The organism is Methylobacterium komagatae, from assembly GCF_042661665.1.
Taxonomy (GTDB): Bacteria; Pseudomonadota; Alphaproteobacteria; order Rhizobiales; family Beijerinckiaceae; genus Methylobacterium; species Methylobacterium komagatae.
Genome location: NZ_JBHSWN010000001.1, coordinates 2,298,867 through 2,320,360, shown reverse-complemented (window position 1 = coordinate 2,320,360; position 21,494 = coordinate 2,298,867). Strand labels below are relative to the sequence as shown.

The 21,494-nt window shown below is 63.9% G+C and carries 20 protein-coding genes and 1 pseudogene; 10 read left to right on the top strand and 11 right to left on the bottom strand.

Annotated features, from left to right (window positions below):
* The first annotated feature begins 127 nt into the window (after window positions 1-127).
* Window positions 128-265: a hypothetical protein gene (locus ACFQE0_RS11305; RefSeq protein WP_378969603.1), complete on the top strand. Its 138-nt coding sequence runs from the start codon at window positions 128-130 to the stop codon at window positions 263-265.
* A 6-nt stretch (window positions 266-271) separates the two neighbouring features.
* Here the strand turns inward: ACFQE0_RS11305 and ACFQE0_RS11300 are convergent.
* The 3 genes and pseudogenes from ACFQE0_RS11300 to ACFQE0_RS11290 all read right to left on the bottom strand — a co-directional run bounded on the left by ACFQE0_RS11300 (window position 272) and on the right by ACFQE0_RS11290 (window position 5,548).
* Window positions 272-3,325: pseudogene (locus tag ACFQE0_RS11300) on the bottom strand (efflux RND transporter permease subunit).
* Window positions 3,326-3,347: 22 nt separating this feature from the next.
* Window positions 3,348-4,433 carry an efflux RND transporter periplasmic adaptor subunit gene (locus ACFQE0_RS11295; protein WP_378969601.1) on the bottom strand — a complete coding sequence of 362 codons (1,086 nt, stop codon included), beginning with the start codon at window positions 4,431-4,433 and terminating at the stop codon, window positions 3,348-3,350.
* Window positions 4,430-5,548, bottom strand: coding sequence for an efflux RND transporter periplasmic adaptor subunit (locus ACFQE0_RS11290; RefSeq protein WP_378969599.1), 1,119 nt, complete (start codon window positions 5,546-5,548; stop codon window positions 4,430-4,432). The genes ACFQE0_RS11295 and ACFQE0_RS11290 overlap by 4 nt, the downstream gene beginning before the upstream one ends.
* 99 nt (window positions 5,549-5,647) lie before the next feature.
* Here ACFQE0_RS11290 and ACFQE0_RS11285 point away from each other — a divergent pair, with 99 nt between their 5' ends.
* The 9 genes from ACFQE0_RS11285 (at window position 5,648) to ACFQE0_RS11245 (ending at window position 11,650) form a co-directional block, all read left to right on the top strand.
* A complete protein-coding gene (locus ACFQE0_RS11285; RefSeq protein WP_378969596.1) occupies window positions 5,648-6,220 on the top strand; it encodes a TetR/AcrR family transcriptional regulator in 573 nt (190 codons plus the stop codon).
* Between the two features lie 66 nt (window positions 6,221-6,286).
* On the top strand, window positions 6,287-7,282 hold the full coding sequence (locus tag ACFQE0_RS11280) for a phosphoribosylaminoimidazolesuccinocarboxamide synthase (RefSeq protein ID WP_378975426.1): 996 nt from the start codon (window positions 6,287-6,289) through the stop codon (window positions 7,280-7,282).
* Between the two features lie 150 nt (window positions 7,283-7,432).
* On the top strand, window positions 7,433-7,921 hold the full coding sequence (locus ACFQE0_RS11275) for a hypothetical protein (protein ID WP_378969594.1): 489 nt from the start codon (window positions 7,433-7,435) through the stop codon (window positions 7,919-7,921).
* The gene (locus tag ACFQE0_RS11270; RefSeq protein ID WP_378969592.1) at window positions 7,918-8,169 is read left to right on the top strand and encodes a monovalent cation/H+ antiporter complex subunit F; all 252 of its coding nucleotides are present in this window, start codon (window positions 7,918-7,920) and stop codon (window positions 8,167-8,169) included. The genes ACFQE0_RS11275 and ACFQE0_RS11270 overlap by 4 nt, the downstream gene beginning before the upstream one ends.
* The gene (locus ACFQE0_RS11265) at window positions 8,166-8,450 is read left to right on the top strand and encodes a monovalent cation/H(+) antiporter subunit G (RefSeq protein ID WP_378969589.1); all 285 of its coding nucleotides are present in this window, start codon (window positions 8,166-8,168) and stop codon (window positions 8,448-8,450) included. The genes ACFQE0_RS11270 and ACFQE0_RS11265 overlap by 4 nt, the downstream gene beginning before the upstream one ends.
* Window positions 8,447-8,716 carry a Na(+)/H(+) antiporter subunit B gene (locus ACFQE0_RS11260; RefSeq protein ID WP_378969587.1) on the top strand — a complete coding sequence of 90 codons (270 nt, stop codon included), beginning with the start codon at window positions 8,447-8,449 and terminating at the stop codon, window positions 8,714-8,716. The genes ACFQE0_RS11265 and ACFQE0_RS11260 overlap by 4 nt, the downstream gene beginning before the upstream one ends.
* The gene (locus tag ACFQE0_RS11255) at window positions 8,713-9,489 is read left to right on the top strand and encodes an MnhB domain-containing protein (RefSeq protein ID WP_378969585.1); all 777 of its coding nucleotides are present in this window, start codon (window positions 8,713-8,715) and stop codon (window positions 9,487-9,489) included. The genes ACFQE0_RS11260 and ACFQE0_RS11255 overlap by 4 nt, the downstream gene beginning before the upstream one ends.
* Window positions 9,486-9,884, top strand: a complete 399-nt coding sequence (locus ACFQE0_RS11250; RefSeq protein ID WP_378969582.1) for a sodium:proton antiporter — start codon at window positions 9,486-9,488, stop codon at window positions 9,882-9,884. Before ACFQE0_RS11255 ends, ACFQE0_RS11250 begins: the two co-directional genes overlap by 4 nt.
* A complete protein-coding gene (locus ACFQE0_RS11245) occupies window positions 9,881-11,650 on the top strand; it encodes a complex I subunit 5 family protein (RefSeq protein ID WP_378969580.1) in 1,770 nt (589 codons plus the stop codon). Before ACFQE0_RS11250 ends, ACFQE0_RS11245 begins: the two co-directional genes overlap by 4 nt.
* Window positions 11,651-11,677: 27 nt before the next feature.
* Here ACFQE0_RS11245 and ACFQE0_RS11240 read toward each other — a convergent pair whose 3' ends face one another.
* The 8 genes from ACFQE0_RS11240 to ACFQE0_RS11205 form a co-directional block, all read right to left on the bottom strand.
* Entirely contained in the window at window positions 11,678-12,799 is a 1,122-nt protein-coding gene (locus ACFQE0_RS11240) for a DUF2827 domain-containing protein (protein WP_378969578.1), read from the bottom strand.
* Window positions 12,800-12,809: 10 nt separating this feature from the next.
* Window positions 12,810-14,018 (bottom strand): DUF2827 domain-containing protein, encoded by a 1,209-nt coding sequence (locus tag ACFQE0_RS11235; RefSeq protein ID WP_378969575.1) that lies wholly within the window; start codon window positions 14,016-14,018, stop codon window positions 12,810-12,812.
* Window positions 14,015-15,148, bottom strand: coding sequence for a DUF2827 family protein (locus tag ACFQE0_RS11230; protein WP_378969572.1), 1,134 nt, complete (start codon window positions 15,146-15,148; stop codon window positions 14,015-14,017). The genes ACFQE0_RS11235 and ACFQE0_RS11230 overlap by 4 nt, the downstream gene beginning before the upstream one ends.
* A gap of 406 nt (window positions 15,149-15,554) precedes the next feature.
* A complete protein-coding gene (locus ACFQE0_RS11225; protein WP_378969570.1) occupies window positions 15,555-16,217 on the bottom strand; it encodes an invasion associated locus B family protein in 663 nt (220 codons plus the stop codon).
* A gap of 447 nt (window positions 16,218-16,664) precedes the next feature.
* Entirely contained in the window at window positions 16,665-16,910 is a 246-nt protein-coding gene (locus ACFQE0_RS11220) for a hypothetical protein (RefSeq protein WP_378969567.1), read from the bottom strand.
* Between the two features lie 120 nt (window positions 16,911-17,030).
* Window positions 17,031-17,654 carry an invasion associated locus B family protein gene (locus ACFQE0_RS11215; protein ID WP_378969565.1) on the bottom strand — a complete coding sequence of 208 codons (624 nt, stop codon included), beginning with the start codon at window positions 17,652-17,654 and terminating at the stop codon, window positions 17,031-17,033.
* A gap of 178 nt (window positions 17,655-17,832) precedes the next feature.
* Window positions 17,833-20,070, bottom strand: coding sequence for a YadA family autotransporter adhesin (locus ACFQE0_RS11210; RefSeq protein WP_378969562.1), 2,238 nt, complete (start codon window positions 20,068-20,070; stop codon window positions 17,833-17,835).
* Window positions 19,983-21,140 (bottom strand): serine-rich family protein, encoded by a 1,158-nt coding sequence (locus ACFQE0_RS11205; protein ID WP_378969559.1) that lies wholly within the window; start codon window positions 21,138-21,140, stop codon window positions 19,983-19,985. Before ACFQE0_RS11205 ends, ACFQE0_RS11210 begins: the two co-directional genes overlap by 88 nt.
* Between the last annotated feature and the right edge of the window lie 354 nt (window positions 21,141-21,494).

Sequence of the window (21,494 nt, the reverse complement as noted above, 5' to 3'; positions counted from 1 at the left end):
GCCCGCCCCCGATCCGCGCCAGCCGCATCGGTGTGCCGGGATGGTAAACGTGCAGTTAACGCCGTCCGGTAACCTTTCGTTAAATCCCTTCCGGCGATCCTGACCCTCAGCGTTCGGAGGTGTCGCCATGGCGGTCCTGAACACCGCGTTGCCCGGTCTCGTCGTCGGTGCCCCGGCCGTCCTCGCTGCGCTCGCCGCAGCGCTCCTCGCGGCCCGCCGAAAGTCCCAGCCGCAGGCGGTCAAGGTGTCCGCCCGCCGCCGGTAAAGACGCTTACGAGGCGGCCGTCTTCTCTTCGCGGATGCGATAGCAGCCGACATAGAGCGCGGGCAGGAACAGCAGCGTCAGGAAGGTCGCGGCCAGGATGCCGCCGATCATCGCGAAGGCCATCGGCCCCCAGAACACCTCGCGGGCGATCGGGATCAGGCCGAGACTTGCCGCCGCTGCCGTCAGCAGGATCGGCCGCATCCGGTGGTGCGTCGCCTCGTAGACGGCATCCCACGGTGTCTTGCCCTCGGCGTGGAACTCCTCGATCTGCGTCACGAGGATCACCGCGTTGCGGATGATGATGCCGACCAGCGCCAGGATGCCGAGGATGGCGACGAAGCCCATCGGCTTGTCGAACAGTAGCAGCGCGGGCACCACGCCGATCAACCCCAGCGGCGCCACGGTGAAGACGAGGAACATCCGCCCGAAGCTCTGCAGGCTGGATCATCAGCAGCGTCGCCATGATGAGCAACATCACCGGAACGACGTTGGCGATGGGCCCCTGGCCCTTGGCCGCTTCCTCTACGGCGCCGCCGGTCGCCAGGGTATAGCTCTCCGGCAGGGCCTTGGTGAAGGCATCGATGCCCGGTTTCAGGTTGGCGACGATGGTGGCGGGCTGCGTGTTGTCGCGGATCGTCGCCCGCACGGTCACGGTCGGCATCCGGTCCCGGCGCCAGACGATGGGCTGTTCCAGTTCGTAGCCGATCCGGGCGAAGGCGAGCAGCGGCACGACCGCGCCATTGGCGAGCCCGACCTGAAGGCTCTGGAGCGTGTCGAGGGAGGTGCGCTCGGCGGCCCGCGCCCGGCCGATCACATCTACGAGGTAGATCGAATCGCGCACCTGCGTGATGCTCTGCCCGCCCGCGATCCCGTTCAGCAGGCCCGCGATGTCCTGGCTGGTCACGCCGAGCTGGCGGGCCTTGTCCTGCAGGATGTGGACGCGCAGCACCTTGCCGGGCTCGTTCCAGTCGAAGGTCGGCACGTCGAGGCGGGAATCCTGCGCGACCACGTTGGCGAGGTCGAGGGCGCGGCGGCGCACGTCCTGCACGTCCGGGCCGCTCAGGCGGTACTGCACCGGCCGCCCCACCGGGGGCCCGAGGCTCAGGGGCTGGACCAGAACATCGGTGCCGACGAAGTCCTGCCGGGCGCGCGCCTGCAGCTTGGCCATCATCCGGTCGCGGACCTCCAGCGACTTGGTGACGATCACGATCTGGCCGAAGAACGCGTTGTTCGAGCTGCTGATCGAGGGGAAGGTAGAAGCGCACGGCGCCCTGGCCGACATAGGACGACCAGCTCGACGACCTCGGGATCGCCCTTCAGCCCCGCCTCGAACCGGTCCATCTGAGCCTTGGTCTCGGCGATGGTGGCGTTTTGCGGCAGCGTGAGATCGACCAGCAGCTCCGGCCGGTCGGAGGACGGGAAGAACTGCTGCTGGACGTGACCCATGCCGACGATCGCCGCCGCCATGAGGCCGATGCACAGAACGACCGTGGTCCAGTGCCAGCGCATGGCGACGCGCAGGCTCGCGAGGAAGGCGCGGGTGAACAGGCCCCGCTTCTCGGCATGGTGCTTCACCGTCTTCGGCAACAGCGTGACGCCGATGAGCGGCGCGAACAGCACCGCCACGATCCAGGATATGAGGAGCGAGGCGGCGATCACCACGAACAGCGAATAGGTGTATTCGCCGGCCCCCGAACCGTTGAAGCCGATGGGGAGGAAGCCCGCCACCGTCACCAGGGTGCCGGTGAGCATCGGAAAGGCGGTCGAGGTGTAAGCGTAGGTCGCGGCCTTTTTCAGAGACTCCCCGAGTTCGAGCCGCGCGACCATCATTTCGACGGTGATCATCGCGTCGTCCACGAGAAGGCCCAGTGCGATGATGAGGGCGCCCAGCGAGATGCGCTGCAGCGTCACGTCCATGATCTGCATGACGACGAACACGATCGCCAGCACGAGAGGGATCGAGACCGACACGACGAGGCCCGCGCGGACGCCGAGACTGACGAAGCTCACGCCGAGGACGATCACCACGGCCTCGACCAGCGCCTCGGTGAAGCCGCCGACCGCCTCTTCCACGATGCGCGGCTGGTCGGACACGAGATGGACTTGGACGCCGAGCGGCAACTCGCCCTCGATGCGGTGCATCCGCTCCTTCAACGCCTCGCCGAAATGCAGCAGGTTCGCACCGGGGCGCATGGCGATGGCGAGGCCGAGCGCGGGCTTGCCGTTCACCCGGAACAGCGGCGAGGGCGGGTCCGCGTAGCCCCGGCTGATCTCGGCAATGTCGGCGAGACGGTAGAAATGGTCGTTCACCCGCAGGTTCACGTCCTGCAAGGAGGTCTCGTTGGCGAAGGAGCCGCTGACGCGCAGCGAAATTCGCTCCGGCCCGGCCTGGACCACGCCGGAAGCCGAGACTGCGTTCTGCGCCTGCAAGGCCTTGGTGATCGCCTGGAGGTCGATGCCGTAGCCGGCGAGCTTGCGTGGGGAGAAGTCGAGGGAGATTACCTCGTCCTGCGCGCCGAGGATCTGCGTCTTGCCGATATCGGGCACCTTCAGGATCTCGGTGCGCACTTTCTCGACGTAGTCGCGCAGCTGCCGGTAGCTCAGCCCATCCGAGGAAAAGGCGTAGACGTTGCCGTAGACATCGCCGAATTCGTCGTTGAAGAACGGGCCCTGCACGCCTGCGGGGAACTGGCCCTTGATGTCGCCCAGGCGCTTGCGCGTCTGGTAGAAGGCCGGCTGCACCTGAGATGGCTTGGTGGTGTCGCGGAACTGCACGAACACCGTGGTCTGGCCAGGCGTCGTGTAGCTGCGGACGTAATCGAGCCCGTTGAGCTGCTGAAGCTCCTTCTCGATCCGGTCCGTCACCTGATCGAGGGTGTCGGTGATGGTGGCGCCCGGCCACATCGCCTGCACCACCATCGTCTTGATGGTGAAGGGCGGGTCCTCCTCGCGGCCGAGTCGGCCATAGGCCATCACCCCGGCGAGCAGGCAAACGCCCATCAGGAACCAGACGAGCGACCGGTGCCGCAGCGCCCAATCCGAGAGATTGAAATCCTTCACGATCCGACCCGCTCCCGCACGGTCACTCGGCGGCGGTGGCGAGGCGCACGGCCTGCCCGTCGCGGATGGAATGGACGCCCGCCACGACGACGCGCTCGCCCGGTTGCAGCCCGTCCGTCACAGCAATTTCGTCCGGGTTCTCCGGCGGCCGCCCGACGGTGACGTCGCGCCGGACGACGGATTTCCCGTCCGCCGCCACGACCCAGACCGAGCGCCGCTCGCCCTCGGAGAGGAGCGCCGTCGCAGGCAGCACGAAGCTGCGCGGCTTCGCGCGGCTGAGGGATACGGTGATCGTCGCGCCCAGGCGGAAGGCCGGGTTCGGATCCTCGAGGGTCATGCGGATGCGCCGTGTTCGCGCCCCGGTCTCGGCGAAGGGCGCGGTCTCGCGCACGCGACCGCGTGCGGTGATTTCCGGTGCGCTCTGGAGCGAGACGGTGAACAGACCGTCCGCCGGCATGGCACCGACGAGGTCTTCTGGGATATCGACCACCGCGTCGCGAGCATCCGGCCGGGCGACGGTGACGACGCCTTGACCGGCGCTCAGCACCTGCCCGACTTCCGCGAGACGCTGGGTCACCACGCCGTCGAACTCTGCCTTGAGTTCGGTGTAGCCCATCTGGTCACGGGCCTTCTGCAAGCTTGCTTCCGCCTGGGACAGGCGGGCCTGCGTGGTGTCGCGCTTCGCCACCGCCTGATCGAGGGATGCCTGACTGACGGCATTGCCCGCCAGGAGGCGGCGTGTCCGCGCCTCGGCCGCCATGGCGTTCTCCGCCTGCCCGCGCGCATCCGCGAGGTCGGCTTCGGCGCGGGTCAGATCGAAGCGCGACACCACCGGATCGAGGGCCGCGAGGCGCTGCCCCTGCTTGACCAGATCGCCCATCGTGACGTCGCGGGCGACCATGCGGCCGGGAATCTGGAAGCCGAGCTGCGACTGGTAGCGCGGCTCGACCGTGCCCGCGAAGGGGCCGAATGTGACGCTGTCGCTCGGCTGCGCCACCTGCGTCAGCACCGGGCGGATCGGCGAGGCCTCATGCGCCTCCTCGGTCGGCTTGCACGCGCCGAGCGCGAGGGCGGCGAGCGCCAGTGCGGCTGGATGTAAGTGGTTCATCGGCGTTCGCCCGTCACGGCCGCACCCTGAAGCGGCGTCTCGCCGAGTTCGATGGCCGCCACCGTCTGACCCGGCCGCAGGAACTGGATCCCCGCCACCACCACGTGCTCACCCTGCTCGATGCCGGATTTCAGGGTGATGACGTTCGGCCCGTAGCGATCGATGGCGACCTTGCGCACCGCGACAGTGCGTTTAGCCGGATCGTAGACCCACACCGCCGGCTCGTTCTCGTAGCGGTAGAGAGCCGACCACGGCAGCACGACCACGTCGCGCGGAACGAACGTCCCGCGCCCCACGACCACCGAGCCGAGGCTCATGGCGGGTGGCGTCGATTCGAGCCCGATCTTGACCCGCACCGTGCCACTCGACGCATCGACGGTCGGGGAGATTTCCCGCACCGTCCCCACCGTTTTCACGGAGGGATCGGCCTGAAGCGAGACTTCCACGACCTTGTTGCCCGGCGGGCGGGCGGTCAGCGCCTCGTAGACGTTGAACACCGCGTCGCGGGGTCCATCCTGCGCGAGAACCAGCACCGTTTGGCCGGATTGCACCACCTGCCCGACCTCGAAGTCCCGGCGAGTGACGATGCCGGGCACGCCCGCGCGCAACTCGGTGTAGCTCAGCTGCTCCTGCGTGGTTCCGAGGGCCGCCTTGGTCGATTCGACGGAGGCCTGGGCCGTGCGCAGGTCCTGCTCGGCGTTGTCGTAGGTCGAGCGTGTCGTGAACCCGCCGCCGAGGAGTTGCTTTTGCCGCTCGAAGGTGAGCTTCGCCTGCGTGAGCTGCGCCTCGGCCGAGGAGACCGCCGCGCGGGCGTTATCGAGGTTGGCACGTTGCGTCAGCGGCTCGAGTTCGGCGATGACCTGATCCGCCGCGACATGGTCCCCCACTTCCACGAGGCGCTTGGCGACCTTGCCATTCGTGCGGAACGAGACGTTGACCTGAGCCTGGGCCTGGATGTCGCCGCTGAAGACGACATCCTCCGCCATGGAGGTGCGTCGTGCCTCGGCGACGCGCACGCGCAGGAGCCCCTCGTCCCCCGGCGGCGAAGCGGCGACGAGGAACGGTGCCGCCAGGAAGGCGGCGAGTGAGATGCAGAACTTGCAGCGAGGATGCATGATGCGAGCAGCACCGCGACGAACGCCAAGCGGCGAGAGAACCCTTGCTCCCTATAATCCCTTTGCTACATACCGTCCAGTCGGTAACTAAGGAGCGTCATGCAGCCTAAGCGCCAGCGGCTCGCGGAGCGACCGGAGATCATCCTCGACGCAGCGGACGCCGTGCTGCTGCGCAACGGCGCACGCGGGCTCACCATCGATGCGGTCGCCGCCGAAGCGGGGCTGAGCAAGGGTGGCGTGCTGCACCATTACAACTCGAAGGACGCGCTCGTGGCGGCGCTGGTGGCGCGCAAGCTCGCCAAGCTGCGAACGGGAATCGCCGAGTGCGAGGTATCGGAGACGGGAGAGCGCCGAAGCCTCGCGCGGGCCATGGTCGCGCATTTCCGGCAAAACCTCTGCGCCGACGACGAGATTTCCCGCGCGCTTCTCCTGGCCTCCATCGAGAACCCGGCCGCCCTCGCCGATTACAACGGCTTCGTCGCGGAACGCCTCGACCGGCTGGCCGCGGCGGAAGGCGGCTTCGGCGCGGGATCTGTCGCGTTCTACGCCATCCTCGGGATCGCCATGGGCCGGGCTCTGGGCCTGCACGACGTCCCGCCTGAGCAGTTCGACGCCGTGTTTGCCGCCCTCGACCGCATCGCAGCCTTGGACGATCCTGCCGCGAAGGCTTGAGCCCTCTGGTCTTCCGCTACCGTTCTGCGCAAAGGCTTATCGCGAGACCCCCGCCCGGAGCGCATGATGGATCACGCCGCCCTCGCCCCCTATGTCCGGCATGTCATTGAGGAGGCGACCCTCGCCGAACTGCCGAACCATTACCGGGGCAAGGTCCGGGACAATTACGATCTGCCGGATGGGCGGCGCATCCTCATCACCTCCGACCGGATCAGCGCCTTCGACATCGCCCTGGCGGCGATCCCCTTCAAGGGACAGGTGCTGACGCAGACCGCCCGGTTCTGGTTCGAGCGCACGGGCGACATCTGCCCGAATCACGTCATCGCCTATCCCGATCCGAACGTCGTCGTGGGGCAGCGCCTGTCGATCCTGCCTGTCGAGATCGTGGTGCGCGGCTACCTTGCGGGGACGACCTCGACCTCGATCCTGACCCGCTACAAGGCGGGCGAACGGGAGATGTACGGCCATCGCCTGCCCGACGGGATGAGCCCGAACCAGAAGCTCGACCGGCCGATCATCACGCCGACCACCAAGGCCGACCATGGCGGCCACGACGAGCCCCTGACCGAGGCCGAGATCCTTGATCGCGGCCTGCTCACCGCCGAGCAATGGGCGACCGTGAGCGCGGCGGCCCTCGGCCTGTTCGCGCGCGGTCAGGAGGTCGCGGCCGAGCGGGGCCTGATCCTGGCCGACACCAAGTATGAGTTCGGCCTGGATGGCGAAGGCCGCATCGTCCTCGCGGACGAGATCCACACGCCCGACAGCAGCCGCTACTGGTTCGCGCAGAGCTACCCGGCGCGGTTCGCGGCGGGCCAGAGCCCCGAGAGTTTCGACAAGGACTTCATGCGGAACTGGGTGGTCGCCCGTTGCGACCCCTACAAGGACCCGATCCCCGAGATCCCATCCGAGGTCATCCTGGAAACCGCCGCCGTCTATATCCGCGCCTACGAGACCATCACCGGACAGGCATTCCCCCTGCCCGAAACCGCCGAGAACCCCCTGGAGCGCATCCGCCGCAACATCGCAGCTTATCTCCAGAGTGACAGAGGGCCGAAAGCCTGATCGCGACGGCGGGCGGCTCGATCATATTTTAGTCAGACGGCAATGAGGCCACGTCTCTCGGCGGAACCCTGAGCCGACTGCTCGATTGTGCCGCCAGGCTTGCCGGTGGTCGGGAGCCGCCCGATCCCCCGAACCGGTGGCGCTTTCGGCATGTCCCAGCCTTCCGCCGCCACTAAACCCGGACATTTCGCCCTCACCACCGCAGCGGCCTGGGTGGTGCTGTTCGCGCTTTACATGCTCCTCGCAGGCTCTTTAAGCCTGGACGAGGCAGCAACCGGCGCAGGCGCCGCGACCCTCGCATGCATCTGGTGGGCCGTGGGCGGCCGGGGCGGCGGCATGCGGTTCTCCGGGTGGACGGGCTTTCTCGGCCCGATCTGGCGGTCCCTGATCGCCCTGCCCGGCGCGACGATCCGCGTGGGACGGCAATTGCTCGGCTTTGTCCTCCACGGCGCTCCACCGGGCCACACGACCTATGAGCGCGATGCTGCCAGCGCCTGGGCCACGGCGGATGCCCCGGCCGAGCGCGCCCTTGGCCTGATCGCCAAGTCGCTGGCGCCGGACAGCTTCGTCCTGCGCGAGAAGGGCGGCGATGCCGGAATCGTCGAGCATTCCCTAAGCGAGAGCGAGGCACGGCGATGAGCGTCTGGATTCTGGCGACCCTGGCCCTGATGCCTCCACTCGTCCTCAGTGTGGCACTGACCTGGCGCGGGCGCCCCGGCCAGCGACTCGCGGCCTACCAGCTCGCCACGACGATCGGCGTGACGATCCTGACGCTTCTGACCTTCGCCACCGACCAAGCCTCGGTCATCGACCTCGCCCTCACCGCCGTTCTCCTGGCTTTGCCCGGCACCCTGCTGATCTCCGTCTTCATGGAGCGGTGGATATGACGGCGATCATCGCGCTCCTGCTCGGCCTCGCCGTCGCGACCACATGGCTCTCGACACTCGCCCTGTGGCGGATGCCCCGCGCCCTCGACAGGTTGCATGCGGTGTCCTTCCTCAACATCGCGGTGGGCGCCTTCGTCACGGCTGCCGCCTTCGCCTCGGACGGTGTCTCGGTGCGCTCCCTGAAGATCCTGCTGATGACGGTCCTCCTCGTCGGCTTCGGCGCGGTGATCTCGCACGCGGCGGGCCGGGCCATCCTCCTGCGAGAGGGCCGGTCCGCATGAGCGTTCTGCTCGGCCTCCTATTCCTGCTCACTGCCGCATCGGGCACGGCGGTTGTGCTGGTGCGCGATCCGCATCGCCAGATCTTCGCGATCTCCGCCAACGGAGTCGTGCTCGCGATCCTGTTTACCGCCCTTCAGGCACCGGACGTCGCCCTGTCGGAACTCACGGTCGGCGCGGTCGCCGTGCCGCTGCTGTTCCTCGTCGCTCTCATGGCCGTGCGGGCGGGCCGGATCGAACAGGCCAACGGGGAAGGCAACGAGAAGTGAGCCCGCGCCTGCGCCTCGCCCTCCTTGGGGCTGCCCTTGCAGGCCTCCTGCCGGGCGCCGTCGCCGTGATCGGCCGCCTTCCTGAATTCGGTGCGACCATCGCCGCCTATGGCGAGAGCATCAACGCCATCGTCCCCGGCGAACGGCACGTCGCGAACATGGTCAGCGCCATCAATTTCGATGTGCGCGGGCTGGATACGCTGGGTGAGGAGTTCATGCTGCTTGCCGCCATCACCGGCACCGTCGTGTTGCTGCGCGGGCGGCGCGGCGAATCCACCACCGACCGCGCGATGCGCCTGCCCGGCCGGGCGATCCTGCCCCGCTCCGAGGCCGTGGTGCTGACCTGCCGCCTCGCCGGGCCGCTCCTGATGCTGTTCGGCCTCTACATCGTGGTCCACGCCACGGTGACGCCGGGCGGGGGATTCCAGGGTGGCGTCATCCTCGCCTCCGGCACGCTGCTCGCCTATCTCGGCGAGGGCTATGCGGGATGGCGCGACGTCGTCCGCAGCCATTGGCTCGACGCCATGGAAGGCGGGGGCGCCCTGCTCTTCGCCCTGTGCGGGCTCGCGCCGATGCTGACCGGGGCCGCCTTCATGCAGAACGTGCTGCCCCTCGGCACCTTCCGTGATCTCTATTCCGGCGGGCTGATGCTCATCGAGAACGCAGGCGTGGCCCTGGCGGTCTGCGGCGGCTTCACGCAACTCTTCCTCGAATTCCTGGAAGAGACGCGAGAATCCGACGGTCCGGATGAACCGGGGGAGGATACCGCGTGACCTGGCTCCCCTACGCAGTCGCCGCATGGCTCTTCGCGGCAGGCCTCTATGGCCTCGCCTCCAGCCGCAACCTCATTCACCTCGTGGGCTGCCTCTCGGTCTGCCAATCGGCCACCTATGTGCTGCTGCTCGGCCTCGGCTATCGCTGGGGCAGTATCGCGCCGATTTTCTACGACCACCCGCCCGGCACGCCTGCCGTGGACCCGGTGATGCAGGCGCTGGTCCTCACGGACATCGTCGTCGGCGCGACCCTGACCGCCCTGCTGCTCGTGTTGACCGTGCAGATCTTCAAGCGCAGCGGCACTCTCGACCCCGAACACCTGAAGCCCCTGCGGCGCCGGCGAGAGTCTTCGGCGGGGAAAACCAAGTCAAACGGGGAGCGACCCGCACCATGAGCGGCACTTTGCTCGCGACCTGGCCGACGGCGACCCTCGTCCCCCTGCCGGTGGCCGTACCCCTGGTGGTCTGCGCCTCTCTCCTCGCGACGGCCCATCTGTTGCCGGGGCGCCTGCCCGATATCCTGGCCACCCTCGCCTCTCTCGCGGTGACAGCCCTGTGCGCCCTGATCGCCTCCCGGGCTGGGGACGGCACGGTCGATTACTGGTTCGGCGGGTGGGAGCCGCGCGATGGCGTCGCGCTGGGTATCGGCTTCTCGGTTGATGCCGCCAGCGGCTGGATCGCCGCGTTCATCGGACTGCTCTACACCCTCACCTTCGTCTTCGCCTGGGGCTTCTTCGGCCGCACACACGGGCATTTCCACATTCTGATGTTGCTATTCCTGGCCGCGATGGTCGGGTTCTGCTTCACCCGCGACCTCTTCAACCTGTTCGTATGGTTCGAGGTGATGAGCGTGGCCGCCTTCGCGCTCACCGCCTACCACCTTGAAGAATCGGCGCTTGCGGGCGCACTCAACTTCACCGTGGTGAACAGCCTTGCGGGCTTCCTGATGCTCGGGGGCATCGGCCTGCTCTACGCCCGCGCCGAGACGCTGGACTTCGCCGGAATCGCCTATGCCGTCGCCCATGCGGGGCGTGATCCCGTCGTGGCTGGAGGCTTCTGCCTCGTCGCGGCGGCGCTGATGATCAAGGGCGCGGCCGTGCCGTTCCAGTTCTGGCTCGCCGACGCCCATGCCGTCGCGCCGAGCCCGGTCTCGGTGATCTTCTCCGGTGCGATGGTGTCGATGGGCGTGTTCGGCCTCGCCAAGCTCACCGCCTTCGTCTTCGCCGGATCGCCCCAGATCCAGGAGGCCGTTCCTACCCTGATGATCGGCCTTGGTGCCGTCAGCGCTGTGCTCGGGGGCTGGATGGCCCTGTTGCAGCGACACCTGAAGCGGCTGCTCGCCTTCTCCACCATCTCCCATGCCGGCATCATGCTGACCGGCATCGGCGCTCTGTCCTCCTCCGGAACCGGTGGGCTCCTCGTCTACGTGGTCGGCCACGGAATGGTGAAAGGCGCGCTGTTCATGATCGCGGGCATCCTTCTCGCGACGCGCGCGAGCATCGACGAGATATCCCTACGCGGCCTTGGGCGCGGTATCGGGCCAGCGGGCGCGGCGATGGCGATCGCCGCGTTGCTCCTGGCGGGACTGCCGGTTGGGCTCCTCGACTACGGCTCACGCCTTCTTCACGGAGCGTTGGAGGACGCCCATCCCCTCGCGCTCGCCGCGAATGTCGCCGGTGCCGCCCTGACCGGCGCCGCCGTGTTACGCGCGGCCGGTCGGATCTTCCTCGGCCTCGGCGAAGATCCCGGCGACGAGGCCCATGCCCCGAGTGAAGAGGAACGCGAGAAGGCCGATCGGCCGCTCTGGCTGATGCTCGCCCCCTGCTGCCTGCTGCTGGTACTCGATGTCGCTATTCCTACGGACTGGGCGCACGCTCTTGCCCCTGGCGCGGTCGTGGCCTTCACCCGTGGAACGATGACGGGCGCCCTGCACGAGGGTCCGGCCTGGGCGGGCTGGCTTTCCGTCGCCGCCGCACTGCTGCTCGCGATTTACGCGTTGTTCCGGCAGCACCTGCCCGGCGCCGTGGTTCGCCCGCTCCAAGCGACCCAATCCGCGCCCGCGCGGGCGCTGGAAGCTCTGCATAGCGGGTTGATCGGCGATTACGTAGCGTGGCTCGCCCTCGGCCTCGCTCTCATGGCCGGTGCTTTGGCCATGGCATGATCGCTTCCGCGACGGGAAGCCAGGAGTTCAACCGTCCACGAGGTTGAACAGAAGATCGTCATAGCGGGCGACGAGCGCGGGATCCGTTGCGAGGAAGCGGCCGATCCGTTTCCGCTGGTTCGCACGATAGGCCTGCCACTCGCTGTCGTGATGCCGGAGGGACCGGAGCAGACCGTCCGCCGCCGCCTCCAGATTATGACCCTCATAGTAATAACCGAGATCTTTCGCGATATCGGCGTTATGAATGAGCGGAAATCCCTGCCAGCAGCATTCGAGATACAGATAGTTGAGCGGCAGCCCCCATTGATGGGAGATCACCACATCGGTGTGCTCGGCCAAGAAATACGGCGTCGTGACACGCCCGATGAAGGATGCCCGACCGGCGCGGATCAGATCGAGGTGACGCATGAGCATGGCGAATTCGCGGTTTTCCCGCGCAAACCGGTCCGCATTCGCGACATGGAGAAACTGCACCAGATCGGGAGCCTGCCGGTAAGCCCGCTCTGCAATGAAGACCGGGTAGAGGCAGAACTTCATCACATCGATGTTGGGCTCAATCACGGTCAGTCGCTTCGCCCTATGACCGGGTCGATACTCGCCGCTATGCGGGAGGTCACGCGTCGCGGCCTCAAGGGCCATCGGATCCCACACGAACGGCACTGCCTGGATCGGACAGCGACGCAAGGTCTCGAAGAAGCCCCGATTCAAATCCCAAATCTGGGGGATGATCCACACGCAATCATAATGCTGATTGATGAAGATCGAGTCGTAGAGGGGGCGACCGAAGATCATCGCCTCTATGTTTTGTACGTATTCCGGTCCGCAGCAATAGCTGACGATTTTTGTTCCCTGGTGCTTCAGGCGCGCCGTCTGATCGGGATCGATTTGCCCGCCGAGCTCGATCAACACATCGAGCCCTTCCCAACCCTCCTCGAACGGCCGGGTTTCGAACCGGCTGCGGTCCCAGGGAAGGGACTCGTTCAGGGGAACGGCCGTCGTGTTGAGGAGAATGGCCCGGTGCCCGAGGGGTGAGTGCAGAAAAAGCTTGGCGAGATACAGGGCGTTCTGCTTGATCCCGTTGAGCCACAGACTCTCTCCGGGATCCCGGAGGCCTATCGTGATGCCGATCGTCAGCGGTCGCCGTGTCATCGCTGAAGCCTCACACCGCTTCCGCCTGCGCGCCGCGATAGGCTAACGTCGGGTCGGCTTGGCGATCCGGATCGAACAGCCCGGCAATGGCATCGCTATAGAGGCGGACATTCGCTTCCGACGTCGGATCAAGCTTGGACAGCAGCTTTCGCCCGTTGGACATGTAGGCCCCTAGGCTCTGATCGTGCTCCAAGAAAGCCTGCAGCAAGGCGCGGCCACCGTCCTCGGGATCGAAATCGCCGTAGCAATACCCACATCCGTCGAGCAATCTCGAGTTGTGGATCAGCGGATATCCGAGGTAGATCGCTTCATAGTACAAATAATTCTGCGCATTTTCCCAATGGTGCGAGACGATCGCATCCACATATGACCCGAGCACGCTGAAGATCGGGAAGCGTCCTTCGAAGCTCGCCCGACCGTTCTTGACCACATCGAGGGAACGGGCAAAGTTTGCGAAGATCTCGTTCGAGCGAATGCCGTCCGTGTTGAAGACGCGCAGCGCTTCAAGGAATTTGGGCTGCATCCGGTAGGCATTTTCGCAGACCAGCATGGGGATGTGGCAGGTCTTCACGGAGCAGAGATTCGGCTCGAGCACCCCGACCCGCCAGCGGGACCGTCCGGGCGAGTAGCGCAGCTTCTCGTGATGGCCTGTCCCCGAGGCCGCCCTCTCAAGAAGGACGGGCGACCAAAGGTGCTGCATGATCCGGACGGGCGCCCGGAAACCCATTTCGTAGTAGGTCCGGCAGGTCGGTTCGAAAGCCGGCAGCGTCCACACTTCGTGATAGGGCACACCCGACATCAACAGACCTGGCGACAGGCCGAATGCCATGCGCTCGGCGTCGATGACGAAATCGCTGGCGACCCGCATCGCCACGATCCGCCCTCCTCGCTCCACAAAGCGACGCCCCCATTCCGGATCGAGTTGGGCGCTCAATTCGATGACGACATCCAGGGTCTCCATCGCCTCATTCAAATCGATGATGCTGGCCTCCGCCCCGGCCAGGAAATGTTTGGCTTTGGCCGGATCCCCAGGTCCGGAGGCGATGATGCAACACCATTCGACGAGCGGCGACTTTCGCAGGGTCGCCAGGAGAAAGAAGCTGTTCTGGAAAATGCCATTTTCCCAGATCGACTGATGTTCGTCCCTCAGAAACAGCGTGACGCCGACACGCAACCGCTCGGGACGGCCATGACCCCGCGAACCGTCCGGCTGTCTCATGCCGACCTCCGGGTCGCACTCGCACTCGTCAGGGCCACCAGACGGCGGGCGTAATGATCGACGTTCAATCTTGCGGACGGAGACAGGGCATCCACGACGCCTTTTGCGCGCTCGGAATAGGCATCAAGGTCGTCGTCATGGGTCTCGATCGCCTGCCGCAGGGCCTGGGCCCCTGCCGTGACGTCCGACGCCTCATAGTAATAGCCCGCCTCCTTGAACAGCGGCGAATTATGGATCAGCGGGTAGCTACCGTGGAGGGCGTCCAGATAAACGTAGTTCTGCGGACAATTGATCTGATGACTCACCACGATGTTGGATCCACGACCCATGACATGAGCAAAGTAATCGCGCCCGGTAATCCGCGCCTTTCCAGCTTGGTAGACAGCCGAGTTGCGCATGAAATGAACGAACGTCGGATGCGTCATCATACCGTCGCCGTTGAGATACGTCACATCTTCGAGCATGCCCGGTGAGCGGCGCTCGACCGCATCGCAAATCATGTAAGGAATGAGCCCCATCTTGATCGGCGACAGGTTGGGCTCGAAGATTGCGGGGCGCGCGGTTCCCCGCTTGAGCGACCCCCGGCGGTAGCCGTAGCGCGGCCCGCCATCTTCCGCCGTCTCGATCGTCTGTTCGAGGAACCGTGGCGCCCAGAGATAGGGCACCTCGTAGACGGGGCACCGATGGATCGTCCGCAGCATCGGCGCGAAGATCATGTCCTTGGCCAGGAGCCAAATCTCCTCGGCTCGCTGCGCCTCGATGAAGAAGCCCTGGCGGCCGAAAATGGTAGGCTCGATCAACGAGACGTAAGGCTGCCCGCAAAGGTGTAAGATGAACTTGCCACCCTGGAAGCGAAGTCGGCGGATCCACTCGACATCGACAGCCCCGCCCATTTCGATGCCGACATCGATTAGATCCAGGGCCTCTGCTGCCCTCACCAACGGCAACGATTTGGCTTCGTCGTCCGAACCGTTCGGGTGGCAATCCTGATCGCCACAGTTGATCAGATATACCTGTTCAACAAACGGTATTTTTCGCAGAAGAGCCGCGAAATGATAGATGTTCTGGACAAGACCGTTATTCCAAACATGCTGTTTGTTTCCGGTCATGATAGAGATGCCGATACGCATCCTAGATCCTTACGGGCCGCACAATGCCGTGCGAGAATTGTCCATGAACATAAGATACGGTTCTAAATCTTTTAGCTGGGCCAGCCATTGATCAACAAGTAAATGCCGAGCCACATTGAGAAGGCACAACCCTAGCGCGCGTATCCAGTTGACCGCGACACCCTGAGCTCACTTCAAAGCCGCCGCATGACCTCAGGGCGCCGCGACATCACCACAGCACTGATGCGATGCCCCGCTCGAACAAAGCTTTCGCTTCGTCTGACATAGCGCAGAATATTTTGGAGCACGGCGCCTTGCCGAACCTTCAATTTCCATCATCCGAAACGTTCCCCGCCGCCGACCATCTGGATCGGCAGACAGGGTTTGAGCGACACTTCATTCTGTCGACGTGTCAGCCAAAGCGCTCTTAGCGTGAAGCAAGATAAGCGATAGTGTTACGAGATTCCTGCAACGGGTATTCGACACGAACTTCGCCAACGCCGAGCCCAACCCATGAAGCACTCGCCTTCGAAGAATCGGCCACTTCACGAGTAAGAGCCTCATCCATGGGAAGAGCTGCCGAGCAGAGGGCAGGCTCACAGCTGACATAATTGAGATGCCGCGGCGCAGCATCCCCGATCTTGAGCATAACGCCCGGCGCAAGATCGATCCCCGTCGGAGTCTGAATGACGAGCGTTGACTTTCCGTCGGCTTTCACAATGTTCATGAAGACGATAGGGCGAGGATCCTCTTTGCTTTTGATCACAGTCGTCTTCGCCATACATGTCCGCGGCTGCCCAGCAGAGCCGGGCGGCGTGCATGCAACCGACCATCCTTGAAAGTTTGCGGTTTCGTTCTTGGGAGCGGCTGCGGCAGACGCCGGGGTAGATGCAGCAGCCGCAGTTGGTGCGGGAGTTGCTGCGGGCTTCAGCGTCGCACGCTCTGGCGCTCTCGGCTTCTGCTCAGTGCGGTGAAGCTTCGGCGCTGGATTTCCAGAAAGCTGCTCCTGCGCAGATACGTAGGCAGGTGCCAATAGAAAGGCGCCGAGGAAACCCACCACGAGCGGCGTATAATTGATCGAGCGCTTCATGATTTTGGATCCTAACTAAATACAAGGTGCGACAGGCAAGGACTTGCAGCACGCTCAGTGTCCGTAGATCATCCTGTAGCTTGCGCCCCTCGTAGTATCGTTGACCTCTCCCGCAGCGGGGTCGATCCTGATACATTTATGGACGATCCCCTTCGCATCAGCACAGGCAATGATGTCGAATCCAGTTGAAGCTTGGGAGACAGCCTTCGCCTTAGGCTTTTGCGTCGTGACGGATTTGACTGCCGACTGAGCGTGAGCCGGCGCGCCTCCGTGTACCGCAAGAGCAGCACCTTCTACGCCTTGAGCCAGGGTAGCCCCCGCACCCGCCACAGAGAAGAGCGCAAAGGGAATGATCAAGAAGGCTCGCAGTTGCAAAGTAGCTTTCGACATGCTCGAACCTTTCAAATGAACTCAGGGGGCGCCACCATTGCAATATTTTGCCTTGGCTTATTGCCCATAGATGACGCGGTAACTCGCACCCTTCGCGGCATCGTTGATCTCTCCGGCTTTCGGGTCGATGCGGATACATTTGTGAATATGCCCAGCCGCATCCCCGCACTCAATCATCTCGAAATTATTCCGTGGAGGAATACTTGAAAATGCCGAGTAGATATTTGCACCTGTTAAGGCGATGATATTGACCGTCAGAGAGACGAAGATGACAAACAGAATGTTTTGCTTAACCATTTGCATGACTCTCGTTTTCGCTAGGCAACCGACCCGTTGAAGACCTGTTCGTCATTCGACAGCAAAGCATTGCGCTCTCGTCTCACCGCAAACGTTATGCGAAGCGAAGCGCCACAGTCTGCCGAACTACCAAACCTTAGTGCTCTCGGTGAGAGCCTCAGCAAATCCACGCCCAGATATCGTGAGAAATTTCACGAGCTGGCCGGGCCGGTCGTTGCGGAGCTTTCCCTTCGGCCCTTCCGGAGCGGGGGAAGCGATGGATACCGTTTCACCTGCGTTGAGAATGAAGACCAATCTCGAATCCAAGGGAAACATATACTTACAACTTGTATCGCAGATCATGGGGCGAGTTGTCGTCTCAAACTCAACCTTCACGACCTTTCCATCGACTTTACCAATCGAACTCGCCCGAACGGCGATAGGTTTTTCTTGGGCCAAATCATGAGGCAGCGTGATCATCATAGCAGGAATGCCAGTATCGGTAGATGCTATGACGACAGATCCGCCGAGATTACCACGGTAATCCACGGCGTTCGATAAAAGATTGCATACTCTCTTTTTGATTTTCACAATCTGTCGGCAATTTGCCGCCCAGTCCTGGAATTTGAAGTTCTTATCTTCAACTGCCCCATCCTTGAAGATACTGGTATCGATAGCTGGGGTTGCTACCACCGTTTGGGCCAAGACCACATTGCTGCATCCTGCAAACGCGACGGCTGCCGACAGCCCAATAAGAAAGTACCACCGCATAGCTCTCAATAGCATAGAGCCGTTCAATATCAAACTTTTACTTGTGATTGCTCTTGTTTAAGCGCTAAACCGAAAGTTGCAGCGCGTCCCAGAGGCCACATCCCGTCGTCGCCCCCACTGTCCTCGCAATAGCCAATGCGGATCGGGCGCGCCTTCGCGCGCCCGATCCCTCCGGTGATTACCAACTATAGGACAAGCCCGCACCCATACCGATCTTGTTGATGGCCGGCGAGTACGAGAGCGAAGCCGTCCCGCGCCACGCGCCATCCTCGGAGGTGAAGCCGTAGCCAATGGCCATGGCGCCTTGACCGTCATAGAAGCCGGTTCCGATACCAAGGCTCTGCGAGCCCGGGCGATCGGTAAACCGCATCTGGCTCATGGCAAAGGCTGAAGCCACGCCTCCCGCCGCAACGTTGCGGTTTCGTGTGATCTGCGTCTGGAGGGACGCCGTGACGGCATACATGTTGTTCTGCAGGGAGGTCAGACCGTTGTCGAGCGCCGTGATAGCGCCGCCAACACTGGTATATGTCGACCCCTGCACCTTGTAGGCAGGCGCTGTGACTTGACCCGTTGTTGTATCCAGAGTCGCTCCACCGCCGAGAGCCGTTGCGATGCTGTTGCCGAGGGCGACCATCTGCCCGCCGTTGATCGCGTCGGTGGAGTCGACCGCCAAGCGACCGGCTGCCACGTTGTGCAGAACAACGGGACCCGACCCTGATTGAGGTTGCAGGAACAGGTCGTTCGGGGTGCCCGAACCCGAGCTGGATCCAGCGGTGCCATATCTCAGTGGCCCGATCTCTCCGTTCGCGAGGCTTGCAACTGAGCTGTTCGTGCCGGCGAGCCCGGTCGAGAGTGAACCAACCAAAGCCGTCGTGCCGCTCAATCCTGTCGAGAGAGATGCAACAGAACTTGCTGTGTTGGACAAGCCTGATGATATCGCGGCAACCGCGCTGCTGGTCGAACTCAGAGCCGTCGACAGTGACGGGGTCACCACGCCAGGCAATCCAATGCCGCCCGCGACACTAGTTGACAGTTGCGCGACGACTTGCACCACCGCGTAGAGCTGACTTCCGTTGACGGCATCGGTCGAGTTGGCACTGATCCTCCCGGCGGCCACGTTCTGAATCTGCCGCTCGTTGCCGAGAGACCCCACGGAGAAGGTTCCAATCGGGGCAGTACCGGCAAATCCAGAGATCGTCGTCCCGTTGATCGTGGCACTGGACACGGAAACCGGTGCGGTTGCGATCGATCCATCGCCCAATGCGATACTACGCGCCGCCGACACAGTGGCACCTGAGCCCAGCGCAATGCCGGTGGTTGCGCCCGGTGCGACGACGGCCTCGTTGCCGATCGCGATAGCACCAGTATTGGCGGCATTGGTGTGATAGCCGAGAGAGATACTGCCTTGCCCGACTGCTATGGCCTCGTTGCCGATAGCCACGGCTCCATCCGCAGCACCACCAGTTATAGTGCCATCTGACGAAGCGCCAGAGTTATAGCCGGCAGCGAAGACGCCCTGACCAATCGAGAAGGTCGGATCGCCGATCGCGACAGCACCTGCGCCCTTTGCGACATTGCCCAAACCAATGGACACAGCCGAGCCGGCGCCGAAGCTATTAGCTGATGTTTGGGTACCGATCGCAATGTCGTTGGAACCGGTGGCCAGTGACTGACTACCAATCGCAATGCTGCTTTCGCCCAGAGCTTGAGCAGCGCCATTCGGACCCGCACCGATTGCCGTCGAGCCGGTCCCGGAAGCGGTGGCCATATAGCCGAGGGCTGTCGAATAACCCTTGTTTGCATCTGAGCGGACACCGACAGCTGTTGCAGTCGTGAATGCTGCATTGGCGCCGCTGCCGATGGCGACATGCGTGTTTCCAGGCCCGTTCGGAGCAACGGCGCTGTATAGATCCGATACTCTGCTATCGACCGCGTAGAGCTGAGCGCCGTTCACCGCATCGGTCGACGATGCACCGATTGTGCCTGCAGCGACGCCAGTTATCTTCTGTGCGCTGCCATTACGGGTGGCATCGAATTCCGTGCCATTCCACTGCAAAGCATTCTGACCCATCGCCGCGATGCTGGTGGACAGCGAGATGACCGAGCTGGTCGTATTGCTGAGGCCGGTCGACAGGGAACCGACACCCGTCGATAGGCTCCAGACCGCGCTGCCAGTATTCGACAAGCCGGTCGACAGGGATGCCGTGCTTGTCGACAATGAGCTCACGCCCGTCGACAGCGAGCCGACACCGGTCGAAAGGGAGATCACGCCCGTCGACAAGGAAACGACGCCAGTCGACAGCGAGCTCACGCCCGTCGACAGGGAATTTACGCCAGTCGACAGCGATACCACGTTGCTGTTCGTGCTCGACAGGCCGGTCGACAGCGAACCGACACCCGTCGAGAGTGAGCCCACCCCCGTCGACAGCGAGCCACGCTGCTGTTCGTGCTCGACAGACCCGTCGAGAGTGAGCCGACGTTGCTGTCCGTGCTCGACAGACCCGTCGAGAGCGAACCCACACCCGTCGACAGCGAACCCACGTTACTGTTCGTGCTCGACAGACCGGTCGACAGTGAGCCAACGCCGGTCGACAGCGAGCCCACTTTGCTGTTCGTGCTCGACAGACCCGTCGACAGTGAACCGACGTTGCTGTTCGTGCTCGACAGACCCGTCGACAGCGAGCCAACGCCCGTCGACAGTGAACCGACATTGCTGTCCGTGCTCGACAGGCCGGTCGACAGGGAGCCGACGCCCGTCGACAGCGAACCCACGCTGCTGTTGGTGCTCGAGAGACCCGTCGACAGGGAGCCGACGCCGGTCGACAGCGAGCCTACTCTGCTGTTCGTGCTCGATAGACCCGTCGACAGCGAGCCAACGTTGCTGTTCGTGCTCGACAGACCCGTCGACAGGGAGCCGACATTGCTGTCTGTGGTCGACAAGCCGGTCGACAGCGAGCCGACATTGCTGTCCGTGCTCGACAGGCCGGTCGACAGGGAGCCGACGCCCGTCGACAGCGAACCCACGCTGCTGTTCGTGCTCGACAGGCCCGTCGACAGTGAGCCAACGCCCGTCGACAGCGAGCCTACTCTGCTGTTCGTACTCGATAAACCGGTCGACAGCGAGCCAACGTTGCTGTTCGTGCTCGACAATCCCGTCGACAATGAACCGACGGTGCTGTCCGTGCTCGACAAGCCGGTCGACAGGGAGCCGACATTGCTGTCCGTGCTCGACAGGCCGGTCGACAGCGAGCTGACGCCCGTCGACAGCGAACCTACGCTGCTGTTCGTGCTCGACAGACCCGTCGACAGCGAGCCGACTCTGCTGTTCGTGCTCGATAGACCCGTCGACAGTGAGCCAACGTTGCTGTTCGTGCTCGACAGACCCGTCGACAGTGAACCGACGTTGCTGTCCGTGCTCGACAGACCCGTCGACAGGGAAGCGACGGTGCTGTCCGTGCTCGACAGGCCGGTCGACAGCGAGCTCACCTTGCTGTTCGTGCTCGACAGGCCGGTCGACAGCGAGCCGACGCCCGTCGACAGCGAGCCAACTTTGCTGTTCGTGCTTGATAGACCCGTCGACAGCGAGCCGACGTTGCTATTCGTGCTCGACAGACCCGTCGACAACGAACCAACGTTGCTATCCGTGCTCGACAGACCCGTCGACAGTGAAGCGACGGTGCTGTCCGTGCTCGACAGCCCCGTCGATAGCGAGCTGACGCCCGTCGATAGCGAGCCACCTTGCTGTTCGTGCTCGACAGGCCGGTCGACAGTGAAGTCACACCCGTCGACAGCGAGCCCACTTTGCTGTTCGTGCTCGACAGGCCCGTCGACAGGGAACCG

Excerpts from the sequence above, each read along its gene's own strand:
- ACFQE0_RS11305 (WP_378969603.1), top strand. The coding sequence starts at position 128 with ATGGCGGTCCTGAACACCGCGTTGCCCGGTCTCGTCGTCGGTGCCCCG.
- ACFQE0_RS11295 (WP_378969601.1), bottom strand. The coding sequence starts at position 4,433 with ATGAACCACTTACATCCAGCCGCACTGGCGCTCGCCGCCCTCGCGCTC.
- ACFQE0_RS11290 (WP_378969599.1), bottom strand. The coding sequence starts at position 5,548 with ATGCATCCTCGCTGCAAGTTCTGCATCTCACTCGCCGCCTTCCTGGCG.
- ACFQE0_RS11285 (WP_378969596.1), top strand. The coding sequence starts at position 5,648 with ATGCAGCCTAAGCGCCAGCGGCTCGCGGAGCGACCGGAGATCATCCTC.
- ACFQE0_RS11280 (WP_378975426.1), top strand. The coding sequence starts at position 6,287 with ATGGATCACGCCGCCCTCGCCCCCTATGTCCGGCATGTCATTGAGGAG.
- ACFQE0_RS11275 (WP_378969594.1), top strand. The coding sequence starts at position 7,433 with ATGTCCCAGCCTTCCGCCGCCACTAAACCCGGACATTTCGCCCTCACC.
- ACFQE0_RS11270 (WP_378969592.1), top strand. The coding sequence starts at position 7,918 with ATGAGCGTCTGGATTCTGGCGACCCTGGCCCTGATGCCTCCACTCGTC.
- ACFQE0_RS11265 (WP_378969589.1), top strand. The coding sequence starts at position 8,166 with ATGACGGCGATCATCGCGCTCCTGCTCGGCCTCGCCGTCGCGACCACA.
- ACFQE0_RS11260 (WP_378969587.1), top strand. The coding sequence starts at position 8,447 with ATGAGCGTTCTGCTCGGCCTCCTATTCCTGCTCACTGCCGCATCGGGC.
- ACFQE0_RS11245 (WP_378969580.1), top strand. The coding sequence starts at position 9,881 with ATGAGCGGCACTTTGCTCGCGACCTGGCCGACGGCGACCCTCGTCCCC.
- ACFQE0_RS11240 (WP_378969578.1), bottom strand. The coding sequence starts at position 12,799 with ATGACACGGCGACCGCTGACGATCGGCATCACGATAGGCCTCCGGGAT.
- ACFQE0_RS11235 (WP_378969575.1), bottom strand. The coding sequence starts at position 14,018 with ATGAGACAGCCGGACGGTTCGCGGGGTCATGGCCGTCCCGAGCGGTTG.
- ACFQE0_RS11230 (WP_378969572.1), bottom strand. The coding sequence starts at position 15,148 with ATGCGTATCGGCATCTCTATCATGACCGGAAACAAACAGCATGTTTGG.
- ACFQE0_RS11225 (WP_378969570.1), bottom strand. The coding sequence starts at position 16,217 with ATGAAGCGCTCGATCAATTATACGCCGCTCGTGGTGGGTTTCCTCGGC.
- ACFQE0_RS11220 (WP_378969567.1), bottom strand. The coding sequence starts at position 16,910 with ATGCAAATGGTTAAGCAAAACATTCTGTTTGTCATCTTCGTCTCTCTG.
- ACFQE0_RS11215 (WP_378969565.1), bottom strand. The coding sequence starts at position 17,654 with ATGCGGTGGTACTTTCTTATTGGGCTGTCGGCAGCCGTCGCGTTTGCA.